Annotated in this window: 15 protein-coding genes; 13 read left to right on the top strand and 2 right to left on the bottom strand. The window is 52.2% G+C overall.

The features are described 5' to 3' along the window. Nucleotides 1–57 precede the first annotated feature (57 nt). From chrA to NR121_RS16395, 4 genes are all read left to right on the top strand, one after another. Nucleotides 58–1,281 (top strand): chromate efflux transporter, encoded by a 1,224-nt coding sequence (gene chrA, locus NR121_RS16380; protein WP_062409007.1) that lies wholly within the window; start codon nucleotides 58–60, stop codon nucleotides 1,279–1,281. 353 nt (nucleotides 1,282–1,634) lie between these two features. Further along, on the top strand, nucleotides 1,635–2,684 hold the full coding sequence (locus NR121_RS16385) for an ABC transporter substrate-binding protein (RefSeq protein ID WP_256831488.1): 1,050 nt from the start codon (nucleotides 1,635–1,637) through the stop codon (nucleotides 2,682–2,684). Between the two features lie 68 nt (nucleotides 2,685–2,752). After that, nucleotides 2,753–3,667 (top strand): ABC transporter permease, encoded by a 915-nt coding sequence (locus NR121_RS16390; RefSeq protein ID WP_054818821.1) that lies wholly within the window; start codon nucleotides 2,753–2,755, stop codon nucleotides 3,665–3,667. Continuing rightward, entirely contained in the window at nucleotides 3,667–4,461 is a 795-nt protein-coding gene (locus tag NR121_RS16395; RefSeq protein WP_062409004.1) for an ABC transporter ATP-binding protein, read from the top strand. Before NR121_RS16390 ends, NR121_RS16395 begins: the two co-directional genes overlap by 1 nt. 350 nt (nucleotides 4,462–4,811) lie before the next feature. Here NR121_RS16395 and NR121_RS16400 read toward each other — a convergent pair whose 3' ends face one another. Then, nucleotides 4,812–5,279, bottom strand: coding sequence for a type II toxin-antitoxin system VapC family toxin (locus NR121_RS16400; RefSeq protein ID WP_054818822.1), 468 nt, complete (start codon nucleotides 5,277–5,279; stop codon nucleotides 4,812–4,814). Then, nucleotides 5,266–5,607 (bottom strand): hypothetical protein, encoded by a 342-nt coding sequence (locus NR121_RS16405; RefSeq protein WP_054818823.1) that lies wholly within the window; start codon nucleotides 5,605–5,607, stop codon nucleotides 5,266–5,268. The genes NR121_RS16400 and NR121_RS16405 overlap by 14 nt, the downstream gene beginning before the upstream one ends. Nucleotides 5,608–6,301: 694 nt before the next feature. Between NR121_RS16405 and NR121_RS16410 the strand changes: the two genes are divergently transcribed. From NR121_RS16410 to NR121_RS16450, 9 genes are all read left to right on the top strand, one after another. Further along, on the top strand, nucleotides 6,302–6,994 hold the full coding sequence (locus NR121_RS16410; RefSeq protein ID WP_062409002.1) for a response regulator transcription factor: 693 nt from the start codon (nucleotides 6,302–6,304) through the stop codon (nucleotides 6,992–6,994). After that, the gene (locus NR121_RS16415; RefSeq protein ID WP_217437283.1) at nucleotides 6,991–8,448 is read left to right on the top strand and encodes a sensor histidine kinase; all 1,458 of its coding nucleotides are present in this window, start codon (nucleotides 6,991–6,993) and stop codon (nucleotides 8,446–8,448) included. Before NR121_RS16410 ends, NR121_RS16415 begins: the two co-directional genes overlap by 4 nt. Then, nucleotides 8,442–9,518 carry a rod shape-determining protein gene (mreB, locus tag NR121_RS16420; RefSeq protein ID WP_062409001.1) on the top strand — a complete coding sequence of 359 codons (1,077 nt, stop codon included), beginning with the start codon at nucleotides 8,442–8,444 and terminating at the stop codon, nucleotides 9,516–9,518. Before NR121_RS16415 ends, mreB begins: the two co-directional genes overlap by 7 nt. Before the next feature lie 67 nt (nucleotides 9,519–9,585). Beyond that, nucleotides 9,586–9,795: a hypothetical protein gene (locus tag NR121_RS16425; RefSeq protein WP_054818824.1), complete on the top strand. Its 210-nt coding sequence runs from the start codon at nucleotides 9,586–9,588 to the stop codon at nucleotides 9,793–9,795. Between the two features lie 75 nt (nucleotides 9,796–9,870). Continuing rightward, a complete protein-coding gene (gene yidD, locus NR121_RS16430) occupies nucleotides 9,871–10,083 on the top strand; it encodes a membrane protein insertion efficiency factor YidD (RefSeq protein ID WP_082660780.1) in 213 nt (70 codons plus the stop codon). A gap of 444 nt (nucleotides 10,084–10,527) precedes the next feature. Further along, nucleotides 10,528–12,507 carry a methionine--tRNA ligase gene (gene metG, locus NR121_RS16435; RefSeq protein WP_062409000.1) on the top strand — a complete coding sequence of 660 codons (1,980 nt, stop codon included), beginning with the start codon at nucleotides 10,528–10,530 and terminating at the stop codon, nucleotides 12,505–12,507. A 277-nt stretch (nucleotides 12,508–12,784) separates the two neighbouring features. After that, nucleotides 12,785–13,831 (top strand): metal ABC transporter solute-binding protein, Zn/Mn family, encoded by a 1,047-nt coding sequence (locus tag NR121_RS16440; RefSeq protein ID WP_054818840.1) that lies wholly within the window; start codon nucleotides 12,785–12,787, stop codon nucleotides 13,829–13,831. A 30-nt stretch (nucleotides 13,832–13,861) separates the two neighbouring features. Continuing rightward, a complete protein-coding gene (locus NR121_RS16445) occupies nucleotides 13,862–14,644 on the top strand; it encodes a metal ABC transporter ATP-binding protein (protein WP_054818825.1) in 783 nt (260 codons plus the stop codon). Between the two features lie 50 nt (nucleotides 14,645–14,694). Beyond that, the gene (locus NR121_RS16450; RefSeq protein WP_062408999.1) at nucleotides 14,695–15,498 is read left to right on the top strand and encodes a metal ABC transporter permease; all 804 of its coding nucleotides are present in this window, start codon (nucleotides 14,695–14,697) and stop codon (nucleotides 15,496–15,498) included. The last annotated feature ends 11 nt before the right edge of the window (nucleotides 15,499–15,509 follow it).

Below are 15,509 nucleotides of genomic sequence, written 5' to 3' on the forward strand. Positions count from 1 at the left end.
TTGTTTCGATGAAAAAAACGATGATCATCCATCAAGTCCAAAGGAGAACTTAATTGTATGTCTTCATCTGCCAACACGAAAGTAAAAACGGACCTTCCCAAGTCCAAGGCTGCTGCCCTCATTGAAATTCTGGGAATATCCGCCAAGCTGGGGATCACTTCCTTCGGAGGGCCGATCGCGCATCTGGGTTATTTTCGGGAAGAATATGTCGTTCGCCGAAAATGGTTGGATGAACGGGCGTATGCCGATTTGGTGGCGCTCGGTCAATTTCTTCCCGGGCCAGCCAGCAGTCAGGTCGGCATCGGCATCGGCGTGATTCGCGGCGGGCTGCTCGGAGGCTTGATCGCTTGGCTCGGGTTTACGCTTCCGTCCGTGATTGCCCTCGTTGTGTTTGCTTACGCCATGCAGGGCTTCGGGCTTGGCGAAGCCGGATGGATTCACGGGCTGAAGCTGGTGGCCGTAGCGGTCGTGGCACACGCTGTTCTGGGCATGGGCCGTCAGCTGGCGCCTGATCGGCCACGAGCCACTTTGGCCATTGTGACTGCCGCCGTCTGCCTGCTCTGGCAGACGGTGATGACGCAAGTGCTGCTGATTGCTGCCGCAGCTCTGCTCGGCGCCTGGCGGTACCGCGACGGTAACACGGCAGAACCGTACCGCCTTCAGATCCCGGTTAGCCGAACTGCAGGAATGTTTTGTTTGATGCTCTTTGCCGTTCTGCTGTTGGGTTTACCGATCCTGCGGCAGCTTTCGGACAATCTGGGAGTGGCGATATTCGACAGCTTTTACAGGGCCGGCTCTCTTGTTTTCGGCGGCGGTCATGTCGTCCTGCCGCTGCTGGAGCGTGAAATGGTACCGCTGGGCTGGATTAGCAAGGAGGAATTTCTCGCCGGATACGGGGCCGCACAAGCGATACCGGGACCTATGTTTACGTTTGCTTCCTATGCGGGAACCATAGCCGGAGGATTGACGGGTGGAGTGGCCGCGACGATCGCCATTTTTTTGCCCGCATTCCTGCTTATCGTCGGCGCTCTGCCGTTCTGGAACGTTTTGCGGACGCATCCCCGAATGCAGGGTGCGCTTGCCGGCATGAATGCTGCCGTTGTCGGCATATTGCTGGCTGCACTGTACGATCCCATCTGGACGACTGCGGTGCTGAGTCATGAAGATTTTGCCGTCGTGGCGGTGCTGTTCGGCATGCTGGTCTTTTGGAAGCTGCCCGCCTTGTACGTTGTAGCCGTCGGTGCTGTCATGGGCGCGATCCTTCAGCTTTTCACAGGTTGAACGTATCCTGCTGGGTGATCTTGGAAGCCGTTGCAAGCGATGCAGGATTGTAAGGTGCGATGAGCGGGGTGGCCTGCAGATCGCTGATGTGAAAGCGCGCGCTATCTATTTCAGAAAGGTATGGATAAATCGGGAGCAGCACGAAAATGACGATTTTGGTCTAGGGATTAATCGTCGGATGGCTTGGAAAAAAATACTATAGTTATCTGGAATTTTATCCATTATACTGTTAATGGTTACTCGGGATATTGAACCAAGGTATAATTGTTCATTGACGAATTGGAACAGCCATAATAAAATTAAACAATATTGATTTAAGCATAATAGCGGTATATTAGGGGGTTTAATAATCATTGAAAACATCCACTAAGCTCTTATCGTTGCTTCTAACCGTGCCTTTGGTTTTGACTGCAGCAGGATGCGGCTCAAAGCCCGCAGAATCTGATCCGGCGGGAAGCGCCTCCAATCCACAAGATAAAAAGGTGTATAAAATCGGGATAGCCCAAATTGTCGAGCATCCGTCTCTTAACGCTACGCGCGAGGGCTTCCTGGCTGCGCTGAAGGACGCCGGCTTCGTTGACAAAGAAAATCTGCAGGTGGATTATCAGAATGCGCAAGGCGATGCTGCAGCGAATTTGACCATTGCTCAAAAATTTGCAGCGGATAAGAAAGATCTCGTTGTCGCCATCGCTACTCCGACCGCACAAGCGGTGGTGCAGAACGTGAAGGATACGCCGGTGCTGTTCGCGGCGGTTACTGATCCGGTCAGCGCAAAGCTGGTGGCCAGCTTGGATAAGCCCGGTGCGAATGTGACCGGTGCGGCCGATACGCATCCGGATGCCGTACCGAGGCTGATGGATTTTATTGCAGCGGAATTCCCTAAAGTGAAAACGGTCGGGGTCGTCGTCAATGAAGGAGAACCCAACTCCGAATTCATGGTGAATACGGCCGAAAAGGCGCTTGCCAAGCATAACATCAAGCTCGTCAAAGCAGCTGTTGCCAACAGCTCGGAAGTAAAGCAAGCGGCCGAATCGCTTGTGGGCCGCGTCGACGCGTTCTACATCACACTGGATAACACGGTGGTCAGCGGGGTAGAAACGATCATCAAGATTGCCAACGACAGGAAGATTCCGTTCTTCTCCAGCGACCGGGATACGGTAGAGAAAGGTGCTTTGGCTACCTACGGATTTAAGTACTACGACCATGGTTACCAAGCTGGACAAATGGCCGTCGAGATCCTCAAAAACGGAGCCAAGCCGCAGGATATGAAAGTGAGCTATCCGGATAAGCTGGATCTGATTATAAATGAAGATGCAGCCAAGGCCCAGGGAGTCGAAATTACGGATTCGATGAAAAGCAAAATGCAGAACAAGGAAAATTTGCTTAGCGGTTCTGCAAAATAATTCAAAGCACCGGGTGACCTTTTATTCATTTGGGGGTCACTCTTCATTCTTTACAGGGGGATGGATCAATGCTTCTTGCATTAACAGGCTCTCTGGAGTCAGGTATGATCTACGCCATTATGGCTCTGGGGGTTTACATTACGTTTCGGATTTTGAATTTTCCCGACCTGACGGTTGACGGGAGCTTTACTACCGGCGGGGCCATTGCCGCAGTCATGATTACTGGCGGCGGTTCGCCTGTCATTGCTACGATAGCGGCATTTTTCGGTGGGCTGATCGCAGGAGTTTGTACAGGTCTGCTGCATACGAAAGGGAAAATTAACGCACTGCTTGCCGGGATTTTGATGATGATTGCGCTGTATTCCATTAATCTCCGGATTATGGATAAATCCAATATCCCTATGCTCGGTATGGATACGCTGCTTACGAACGTGAAGCTGTTGATCGTCCTGCCGATTGCCGTATTGGTCATCAAGCTGGCACTCGATTGGTTTTTGCGTACGGATATTGGTCTTGCTCTTCGGGCAACCGGTGACAATCCGCGGATGATCCGCAGCTTCGGAGTTAATACGGATAACACCATCATCATCGGAGTCAGCTTGTCCAACGGACTTGTAGCTTTGTCCGGCGCATTGATCGCGCAGTACTCGGCTTTTACCGAAATTACGATGGGTGTGGGGATGATCGTTATCGGTCTGGCCTCGGTCATCATCGGTGAAGCGCTGTTCGGCGCACGGACCGTGGTTCGCGCGACGCTTGCGGTCGCGTTAGGAGCTGTCGTTTACCGCCTCATCGTAGCGCTGGCGCTGCGAATCGGGGTAGAGGCAACGGACATGAAGCTGATGACCGCTTTGATCGTCATTATTGCTCTGACGCTGCCGATGATACGCGCATCGATGCGCCAAAAAGCGCTTGTCCGCAAAAGAGCGGCTGAATTGGACCAGGCCAGCTCTGCCGATGTTGCGCGGGGAGGTGGCATCTGATGCTGAAGATCGAAGGCGTATCGAAGCTGTTTAATCCGGGAACTCCGGATGAGAAGGTGGCTTTGTCACGGATTAACCTGAACTTGAAGGACGGAGACTTCGTTACTGTCATTGGCAGCAACGGCGCCGGCAAATCTACGTTGATGAACATCATATCCGGAGTCATGACACCGGATCTGGGGAAAGTATGGATTGACGGGAAGCAAGTCGAAGCCCTGCCGGAACATCGCCGTACGGCATGGATCGGCCGCGTGTTTCAGGACCCGATGGCAGGCACCGCTCCAACGATGACGATAGAAGAGAACCTGGCCATGGCTTACGCGCGCAGCAAGCCCAGAGGACTTTCGATCGGCGTGAACGTGAAGAAGAGGAAGATGTTCAAGGAGCAGCTTAGCCGGCTCGGCATTGGCTTGGAGGATCGGTTGAGCGCGAAGGTCGGTCTGCTGTCCGGCGGTGAGCGTCAGGCGCTCAGCCTGCTCATGGCGACCTTCACGGAGCCCCGCATTTTGCTGCTTGACGAGCATACCGCCGCGTTGGATCCTTCGCGGGCGGAGCTCATCACCACGCTGACCGAGCAGATCGTCTCCGAGCTGAAGCTGACGACGTTGATGGTCACGCACAACATGGAGCAGGCCATCCGGCTCGGCAACCGGCTGATCATGATGGACAAGGGCCGCATCATTTTGGATGTGCCGGAGCAGGAGAAGCAGGGCCTCACCGTAGAAGGGCTGCTGCACGAATTCGAGCGCATCCGCGGCGCGAAATTCGCCGACGACCGCGTCGTACTGGGATAAAAGACCGCGTCTCCTTTGGGGGACGCGGTCTTTTTGCCGTTTGAACGACGGCAGCGGTGGCAGGGCGAGCTGCTAAGCTGAATTCAGCGCAGCAGCCGTGAATACTTCCGCAAGCCGCCGATGGCGTTCTCCACTTCGCCTCAATTCATGGTCATTGATAAACTTGCCATAAAGGATAGCATACCTTCCGTTAAAGCTGTGACGTTCATTTAGACGCAAAATATGCCATAATGTTCCTGTATTTTATGATATTTATTTTGTAAAGATCTGCGGCGGGACTGCGGCTGTAAATAAAAAGCGCCCCCGGTCACAGTGCAAGACTGTGAATCGGGGGGCGGCGCTTATTTACGTTACCACATGCTGGGGAGCAGCCTGATCTCCCGGTCCAGTGTGGTCAGAAAGGCGTAGTTTGGATTAAATGTGAAAATCCGTTTCAACTGGTAAGACAGCATCACGACAGCCGTCATGGCTTCATTCAGCGAGAACTGGGATTTCGGAAAGTCAAGGATGAGCCGCTTGGATTCCTGCTCGAGCTCCGGGCTTCCCGGAATGACGGTCAGCACGCCCTGCTGCACGGCTTTGTCAATGGTGTTCAGGAAAAATTGCGCATCGGCAAAATCAAAATGGTTTCGCAGCCATTGGTGCGTTTCAAAGATAACATAGTTGGTCGTCGCCAGACGCCGATCCAAATCGTGTATATCGAAGAAAATCGTGCGCGCCTTCAAATAATAAGGATCTTCCGGATTCATAAATGCCATCAGGGCGGATTGCTCCAAGAAGATGTCCTGCTTAAGATTCGCATCGTTATGTAAGATCATATTCCTGTGCCTCCTCTGGGGTATAAGGTGCTTTACGCCTGGTTAGCGCGTCGAGCTGGAGCAGCGGATTTTTGTCTTTCTGATCTGCCGTTGTTTGGAACAAGGTATCTTGTGAACGGCCGGCAAAATATTGCTCAATCATATAATGGACTACAGCGGATACGGTTGTGTTCTGTACTTCGGCCATTTGCCGGCATTTCTCGTAATATTCGGGCTCCAGTTCAACGGCATGCGTATCCATGGCTTCCCCTCCCGATGAAAGGAGCCCTGCTGCGGCGTTCTTCCATTTATTCAATTGATTTTTTACGAAATCTTTGGAATTGTTCACGGTCTTCACCCTCCATGACAATGTGGTTATGATGTTGTGATTCGGAAATATGTATTGAGAGCATTCAGCTCCTCTAAGTCCCCATATCATACTGCGCAGCCGTTAGTCCTGGAGCAAATCGCTCGATCGTCACTTTTATAGAATTCGTTAGAAATGCTCAAATTCTGTCGTCTGGACGAAATGTTCACCGTTTGATCATACTTATTTAAACTTCCGGTCAAGGTTTCAACACAGTTTGAACATGTTTTTATCTTATATTAAAGCTTGTAAGGCGATCACCGATTCTGGAAAGGAGCTAGAGCATGAGACGATGGTTTGTATGTGTGCTGGGCGGAATGTTGATATTAGGGCTGCTCTCCGGCTGCTCAGGCGAAGGGGGAACAAGTAGCGACGTTCCTTCGAACTCAACGCCGTCTGGCGATACAGGAACAATGACCCCCGCACCTGCACCGGACTCCAACAAAGGTGACTTAAGCACAGACTCTCCGTCCACGGCACCGGAAGTGAATGATGGTGCCGGTGACGCTGGTACGACGGAATCTCCACAAGCCAAGTAAGATCCCCTGGAGGCTGTTTCCATCATGTTCCGACATGAGGAAATAGCTTCCTTTTTCTTGTTTCCCCCCGCAAATTCAAAGGCTCAAGAGAATCCTATAGGATAGGGACTTCAATATATATAAAAGGAGCTGAATTGATGAATCCCTGGAAGGTGCTTGTAGCCGATGACGATCCAAATGTACGGGAGATCATCCGGCTCTATTTCGAAAAGCAGCATATCGAGATGGTGGAAGCCCAGGACGGAGAAGCCGCGCTGGAGATGGTAGAAAAAGAATCTCCGGACATTATTATATTGGACGTCATGATGCCCAAGATGGACGGGTACGAGGCGTGCCGCGAAATACTGAAACGCTATGATATTCCGATCATCATGCTGACGGCTAAAGGCGAGGAGATCGACAGGGTGCTCGGACTTGAGCTTGGCGCAGACGATTATGTTACGAAGCCGTTCAGCCCGAGGGAGCTTGTCGCGCGCATTAAGGCGATTTTTCGGCGCATGCAGCCTAGAAAAAGTTCGGAGGAACAGGAACAAACCTATACGTTTGACGGTTTGTCGATTCATCCGGATCGTCGCGAGGTGCTGGTAGGGGAAGAAAAAATTATGCTGCGTCCGAAGGAGTTCGATTTGCTTACGCACATGGCCAAATCTCCGGGAACGGTGTACACCCGGGAGCAGCTTCTGGAACAGGTGTGGGGCTATGACTTTATCGGTGACATCCGTACGGTAGACGTGCATGTCAAGAAACTGCGGGAGAAGCTTAATCCGTATAAAAAGGATTGTATCCAGACGATATGGGGCGTCGGGTATAAATTTGAGGCGGAACGATGATTTTCGGCGTACATAAGAGCATTTTTCGGCGGCTGTTGTTCAGTTACATGCTTACGGTACTGCTTGGACTGTGTGCGGTCGGATTGCTTTTATCTTTTTGGACCAAGGATTATATTGTCGACACTCAGCGGGAGGAACTGCTTCGCAAGGCCAAGCGCGTGAATCTGACCATTCAAAATTTTCAGCAATCCGATGAGCGCATGAAGGATTTGCTGATCTTTTTTGACCAGTCGTTCGATACGCGAATCTGGACCTTTGACCGCAGCGGCCGCATTGTAGCTACATCCAGTAAAGATGAAGTATATATCGGGAAATCCGTGGAGCCTTCCATTGTTCGGAAAGTGCTCCAAGGCGAGGATGCCACGTTAAATCTGCAATTTGAAGGCCTGAAAGAAACCATGCTGTCGGTTGCCGTCCCTTGGGGAAAGGACGATGTCGTCTATGGGGGGATCGTTCTGCATGCGCCGGTTGTCGGCATGAACCAGACCATTACAAGCATGAGGGAGACGATTCTGTGGGTTACGCTGCTTGGAATGATGCTGTCCGCAGCGATCGCTTCCTATTTGTCCTGGTCGATTTCCCGTCCTTTGCGTGAAATTGATAAGGTTGCGTCCAAAATCGGACTCGGCGACTACGGCGAGCGGATCAATATTCCGTCGAAGGATGAAATCGGCGATTTGGCGGCGACGATAAATCAAATGGCAGAAAAACTGGAGAAGATCGATTATGAAAAAAGAAAGCTGGAGCAGATCCGGCAGGATTTTCTCGCTAATGTATCCCATGAGCTGCGGACGCCGCTGACGGCGATGCAGGGATTTCTGGAGGCGCTGCAGGACGATCTGATCGATCATGCGGCCAAGCCCAGATATTACGATATCATTTATAAAGAAACGCTGCATATGAACCGGCTGGTGGACGATATCATGGATCTGATCAAGCTGGAAAATAACGAAATTACATTGGCCCGAAGCCCGGTCGATGTTTATCGGGTGATGTCGCATGTGGCATCGACTTTTGAGCCGGAGGCCGCCGAAAAAAACACGGTCATTGAGGTGTCCGCGGAAGAGGAGCTGCCCAAAGCCTATGCGGACCCTGACCGGCTGGAGCAAATTTTGAAAAATCTGGTGAAAAATGCGGTCAAATTTACGGAAGACGGCCGCATCTCGTTAAAGGCCCGGAGTGAACCGGGGTTTATTCAGCTTTGCGTTTCGGATACGGGCATCGGCATTTCGCCGGATGATCAGGAGATGATTTGGGAGAGGTTTTTCAAGGTAGACCGGGGACGCAGCAAAAAGAACCGGGGTACCGGCCTGGGGCTTGCGATTGTTCGTGAGCTCGTGGATTTACACGGGGGAACCATCTCCGTACGAAGCGAAATCGGCAAAGGCACCGTATTCGAGCTCCGGTTGCCCACCATTCATACAGCCCTTGAAGGAGGAAATTCGTCATGTTAAAACGATTTGATATGCTTTATGGAATAGACCTGGGTACATCCAACACGGTCATTTATCAGCAGGGGAAAGGGATTGTTCTGCGTGAACCGTCCGTGGTGGCGATTCGTCAGGATACGGGAGAGATTGTTGCGGTTGGAACAGAAGCGCAGGCGATGATCGGGCGTACGCCGGGCAACCTCGATATTATTTACCCTCTTATGGACGGTGTGATCGCCAATTTTGATGTGACCAGCGCGATGCTGCAGCATTTTGTGAAAAAGGTTCAGGGGCGCGCTCCCTGGTTTCGAAGCTCGCAGGTGTATATTTCGGTGCCGTGCGGGATTACGAATGTGCAAAAACGTGCCGTAGAGGAAACGGTCATACATAAAGGGGCAAAGAAGGCGGTAGCGGTGGAGGAGCCGCTTGCAGCGGCGCTGGGCGCCGGGTTGCCGGTGGACGAGCCTATCGGCAGCTTGGTGCTTGACATCGGAGGCGGAACAAGCCAGGTGGCGGTTCTTTCGCTAGGCGGGATTGTAGTGAGTCATACCGTGCGGCGGGCAGGCATGTCCATCGACAAGGATATCATCGATTATGTTAAGCGCACCTATAATATGGCTATCGGAGAGCGGACGGCTGAAGAAATCAAGATACGGATCGGATCGGTGCTGGACCCGGATGGCGAGAAGAAAGGTATGGATATCAGAGGACGCGACCTGATCGACGGGCTTCCGCGTTCGCTTCACTTGACCTCTAGTGAAATCTCTTCATTGATGGACGATTTCTTGATGACCATTCTCGAAGCGATCCGGGTGACATTGGAGAAATGCCCGCCGGAGCTGGCCGGCGATGTGATGGATCGGGGCATATTGCTCTGCGGCGGCGGTGCGCTGCTTCACGGACTGGACGAGCGGATACAGAAGGAAACCGGAGTGCCGGTGCATATTGCGGACCAGCCGATGGACTGCACGGCATTAGGCGCCGGCCGGATGCTGGATTACCAAAACGGGCGCCTGGGCAAGAGCAGCCGGGTTGCGTTGCGTGAGATTGCGGCAGGCAAAGCGGTAGAGGAAACGGTAAGGAGCGAGGCCTAGAAACGGCCAGGTATAATAGCAGCTGGCAGAGGCGGAGCAGAGGGCTGCATTCGAATGAGAGGACGGCTTGTCTTGGAGCGGCTTGGGGCTTGGCGTCAGCCTGGATGTGGAAGGAACTGTAAATATCCGGTGCTTAATTATTCCGGGATCGGGCTCTGTGAAGCTGAAAATCAATCTAACAGCGGGAAAAATGGCGGCATCGCAGCCTGTTAAGCTGATTTTCAGCTTAGTGATGCAGAAGAAAAGATGCCGCCGGATCCTTAAACGATCGATTTGACATGGCACCCATCATGCGGCATCATGAAATTATACGTTGGCCGATTGCCGGTCCTAAAGCAAAGGAGCTGCGCCGATGGTGAAGCAAGTTTTGCGGGGCGGGGTGCTGTTCTACAGGAAGTTCATCTCTCCATTGAAGCCGCCGACCTGCCGATTCTATCCCACCTGTTCCGCCTACGCGCTGGAAGCGCTGGAGCGCCATGGGGCGGCACGCGGGTCATGGCTTGCTGTCAAACGGATATGCAAATGCCACCCGTTTCATCCAGGGGGCGTAGATCATGTGCCTTGACACGGGCAGGGGATTTTCGATATATTTGGCTTAACATCCCATGAACGGATAAGTACTTTTGCGTGAAGCCGCACAGAGAGCCGGAGGAGCTGAGAACCGGCGGGCCGATGCAGAGGAAAATGGTCCTGGAGGATATGAAGGTGAGCCGATGGATCGTATCGCCTGTACCGCCACTTGGCACGTACAAGTGCGCAGGTCATGACAAGATGCCTCTGGCTAGCTTTCATCGTAATTCCGGCGTTAACGGAAGGTCGTCAACGACCGCTGAGCCTCGAACGGCGTGCAGCGGATGGTCATCCGTCTGCTAACGAACATGTTCGGGGAAAGTTGGGTGGTACCGCGTGAGCAGAAGCTCTCGTCCCAAAGGGATGAGGGCTTTTTTTGTACAAATAAAGCTGCCGCAGAGAATAAGATTGCAATTTACTATTTTGGGAGGTAACCTTCATGTCCGAAACGAAGAAAAAAAGTTTTTACATCACAACGCCGATTTATTACCCGAGTGACAAGCTGCACATTGGACATGCCTATTCCACGGTGGCCGGTGATGTCGTCGCACGGTACAAACGGCTACGCGGCTACGACGTCATGTACTTGACGGGGACGGACGAGCACGGGCAGAAAATTGAGCGCAAAGCTCAAGAAGCGGGCAAAACGCCACAGCAATTCGTAGACGATATCGTCGCGGGAATCAAGGATTTGTGGAAAAAGCTGGACATCTCCTATGATGACTTCATTCGCACGACCGAACCGCGGCACAAGGAAGCCGTAGAGAAAATATTCGCCAGGCTGATGGAGCAGGACGACATTTACCTGGGCCATTACGAGGGCTGGTACTGTACGCCGTGCGAATCGTTCTTCCTGGAAAATAAGCTGGTGGACGGCAAATGTCCCGACTGCGGACGTCCGGTGGAATGGGTAAAGGAGGAAAGCTATTTCTTCCGGCTGAGCAAATATGCCGACCGGCTGGTCCAATTTTATGAGGAAAATCCGGATTTTATTCAACCGGAATCTCGCCGTAATGAGATGATCAATAACTTTATCAAGCCGGGACTTGAGGATTTGGCGGTGTCCCGCACCACCTTCGATTGGGGGATCCGTGTACCGGGTAATCCGAAGCACGTGATTTATGTGTGGATCGATGCGCTGTCCAACTACATTTCGGCGCTTGGGTACGGCAGCGGGGACGAAAGCCGTTTTCAAACGTACTGGCCTGCGGACGTGCATCTGATGAGCAAGGAAATTGTACGTTTCCACACGATTATTTGGCCGATCATGCTGATGGCGCTGGACCTGCCCCTCCCCAAAAAGGTATTCAGCCACGGCTGGCTCCTAATGAAGGACGGTAAAATGTCCAAGTCCAAAGGGAATGTCGTCGATCCGGTCACCCTTATTGACCGCTACGGCCTGGATGCGCTGCGCTATTACCTGATGAGGGAAGTGCCGTTTGGAGCCGACGGGACATTCACGCCGGAAAGCTTCGTGGAAAGAGTCAATTTTGATCTGGCGAACGACCTCGGCAACCTGCTCAGCAGAACCGTCGTGATGATCGACAAATATTTTAACGGCATCGTGCAGCCTTACATTGAGGGAGCTACGGAATACGATAAAAACCTGATTGAGACCGTCCGCACTTCGGTCGCCAAAGTGGAGGAAGCGATGGAGAAGCTTGAATTCTCCGTGGCATTGACCCTGATTTGGCAGCTGATCAGCCGTACGAACAAATATATCGACGAAACGCAGCCGTGGCTGCTGGTGAAGGACGAGGCCAAGCGGCCTGTGCTTGGTTCGGTGCTGTACTGTCTGGCGGAGTCCCTGCGCATCGTTTCCGTACTGCTGCAGCCGTTCATGACCGAAACGCCCCGCAAAATGTGGCGGCAGCTGGGTATCGAAGGAGAGTCCCTCACCGGTTGGGAGACCATCTACAAGTTCGGAACATTGCCTTCCGGCACGCAAGTGGTCAAAGGCGAGGTCATGTTCCCGCGCCTTGAAGCGGAGAAAGAGATCGCTTATATCGCCAATTCGATGGGCGGAGGGACGAAGGCGGCTGAACCGGAAACGCCCTCAACCTCGTCAACGGGTGAAGCGGAAGAGGAAAAGGCTCCGGAAATCTCCATCGACGATTTCTTCAAGGTGGAGCTGCGGGTGGCGCAGGTCATCGCTGCGGAGCCGGTAAAGAAAGCCGACAAGCTGCTGAAGCTGCAGTTGGACCTCGGTTTCGAGCAGCGGCAGGTCGTCTCCGGCATTGCCCAATATTACACGCCGGAGCAGATGATCGGACGCAAAGTCATCTGTGTAACCAACCTGAAGCCGGTCAAGCTGCGCGGGGAGCTGTCCCAAGGGATGATTTTGGCAGCCTCTCAAGGGGATCAATTAACTTTAGCGACAGTTTCCGATTCGATTCCGAACGGGTCCGTGGTCAAATAAGGTTGTTCATCACCGGAATCCGGGAACGTGTATCAAAGCGCCCGGACTTTGCTTGAAGGTTCAGCGGCGAACGGTTGAAATTGAATAAATCATTCTCCGATCAATTGACGCTACGGACCGGTTAGATCAGCCGGCCGTAGGGTCTTTTTTTATATGACCGCTCAATCGTAATTTCTACATTTACCGTTGACAACCCGGCAGGGAGGGGGGTATAATCATCGTTGTCGATTCATAATAAAAATAATTACGATTTACATAAGGGGGAAGTGACTTGCCGATGTCTTTTCAAAAGATATACAAACGCACGGTTGTACCATTTATTCTTGTTCTCATGCTATCCATCGCATTATCGGGCTGCACCGGCAGCCAGCCGAAGCAAGCCATGGAGGACGGGAAAATCAATGTTGTTGCAAGCTTCTATCCGCTGTATGATTTTGCTTCCAAAATCGGCGGAGCGCATGTGAATGTCATCAATCTGGTTCCTACAGGAGTTGAACCTCATGACTGGTCGCCTAAGGGTCAGGATATGTCCAATTTGTCCAAGGCGGATCTGTTTATCTATTTGGGAGCGGGTTTCGAGGGCTGGGTCAATCAGACGCTAAGCAGCCTGGATCAGAAGTCCGGTATGACTGCCGTGGAAGCAAGCAAAGGGATTACGCTCATCCCGGGTACGGAGGACGGACATGATCATGGCCATGAGGAAAAAGGCGATGGACATGATGACGACGCTGCGCAGGATGCCCATAAGGATGAGCACCAAGACGAGCACGAGGATGAGCATCAAGACGAACATAATGAGTCGGGAATGGATCCTCACGTTTGGTTAAGCCCGGTTAATGCCAAGATCATCGCGCAAAATGTGAAAGACGCTCTTATCAAAGTGGATGCGGCGAATCAGGCGGACTATGAAGCCAACTTCAAAAAGCTCGCGGATCAGCTGGATGAGCTGCATAACCAATACAAAGAGAAGCTGGCAGGCACCTCCAAGAAAGAAATCGTCGTGACGCACCAATCGTTTGGCTACTTGGCCAAGGAGTACGGCCTGGTACAAAAATCAATCATGGGCCTGACGGCGGACGCCGAGCCTACCTCAAAGGATATGCAGGCCATTCTTAAATTCATAAAAGACAACCAGCTCAAATATATATTCTTTGAGGAACTGGTCTCCGACAAGATGGCCCGGACGCTGGCCAACGATGCGGGAGTGGAAACGCTTGTCCTCAATCCGATCGAAGGACTGACGGAGGAACAGGTCAAGCAAGGTGAGGATTATGTGTCAATTATGCAAAACAATTTGAATAATTTATTAAAAGCATTACAATAGAAGGGAGACCTTCGACTAAGGAGCTTTGCTATGCTGAACAATGCTCAATCCGGATGTCATCAGGAGATCGTTACGATCGATGACGTCTTTTTTTCTTATGAAAATAAAACGGTGATTCAAAACCTGAGTTATTCGATTCTCGAGCGTGATTTTGTCGGCCTGATCGGCGCTAACGGAGCCGGCAAAACGACGCTGCTCAAAATGATCGTCGGCCTGCTGAAGCCCACCTCCGGCGAGATTCGCTTGTTCGGCCAGTCGATCAAGGATTTCCGGGATTGGGAACGGATCGGGTATGTACCGCAGAAGAATGCGCTTAACCCGCTGTTTCCGGCAACCGTCCGGGAGGTGGTCACCTCCGGCCTGTTCGGAAAGAAAAACATGTTCCGGAGGCTGACGAAGCAGCAGCGGAATAAATGCGACGATGCGCTGTATGCGATGCGGATCGAGGATCTGGCTGACCGTCGGATCGGTCAATTGTCCGGAGGCCAGCAGCAGCGGGTATTTCTCGCCAGGGCGCTCGTGAATAATCCGGAGCTGCTCATTTTGGACGAGCCTACTGTGGGAATCGACGCGGAGACGCAAGCCGGGTTTTTCCGTATGATCCGTCATATGCACCAGCATCATCATATTACATTTATTATGGTTTCACATGATATGGATATGATGAAATCGTATCTCGGGAGCGAGCCGGCCCAGAAGAACGGCGGATTGTCTTTCTATGTCAAGCACACGCATGAGCCGGAGAATTGCAGGGAAACGGATCTGACCCACTCTATGCAGCAGCTCAGAGAAACGATGGAAGTACTGACATAAGCATTGCGGCGCGGCGGCAGGTTTGGTTCAGAAGATAGGAGAGAAAAGGGTTGGATATATTTACGGAATATTTTTTTCAGCGGGCGCTGCTTGGCGGCCTGCTGATCGGATTGACGGCTCCGCTTATGGGGGTATTTCTGGTGCTTCGCCGTCTGTCTATGATCGGGGATACGCTCGCTCACGTGTCCATTGCCGGAGTGGCCCTCGGGTTCTTGATCAACGTGTACCCGATTGGAGTAGGGCTGTTATTTGCGCTGCTTGCTTCTTTTGCTATCGAATGGCTGCGCAAGGCCTACAAAACGTACGCGGAGCTGTCGATTGCCATTATCATGTCGGGAGGTATAGCTCTCGCTACGTTTCTTTTTACGATAGGCAAAGGCTTTAACATTAACGTCATGAGCTACTTTTTCGGCAGCATCTATACGTTGGACAGCACCGATTTGTGGGTGGTCGGCTGCGTAGCTGTTCTTGTCGCGGCGTTTGTGCTGATCAACTATAAAGAAATGTTTCTGCTGTTCTTCGACGAGGATGCGGCGGGAGTCAGCGGTCTGCCGCTGCGCTTCTATAACATCATGATCACGATGCTGACGGCGCTGGTGATCAGCGTCTCGATCAAGATTGTCGGCGCGCTGCTGGTATCCTCTTTGCTGACCATTCCGGTCGCATGCAGCCTGTTTGTCGCACGAAGCTTCAAGCACTCGATCTTCTGGTCGATTTTATTCGCGGAGACGGCGGTTCTGATCGGCTTGGCATCGGCGGGCATCTGGGATTTGGCTCCCGGGGCTACGGTCGTGCTTGTATTGATTTTCATGCTGATCTGCATTTTGTTTGTCAAAAGAGGATTAAGGTCTTAGTACCGTAAAGG

The organism is Paenibacillus sp. Pae15, from assembly GCF_024519685.1.
In the GTDB taxonomy this organism is placed as follows: Bacteria; Bacillota; Bacilli; order Paenibacillales; family NBRC-103111; genus Paenibacillus_G; species Paenibacillus_G naphthalenovorans.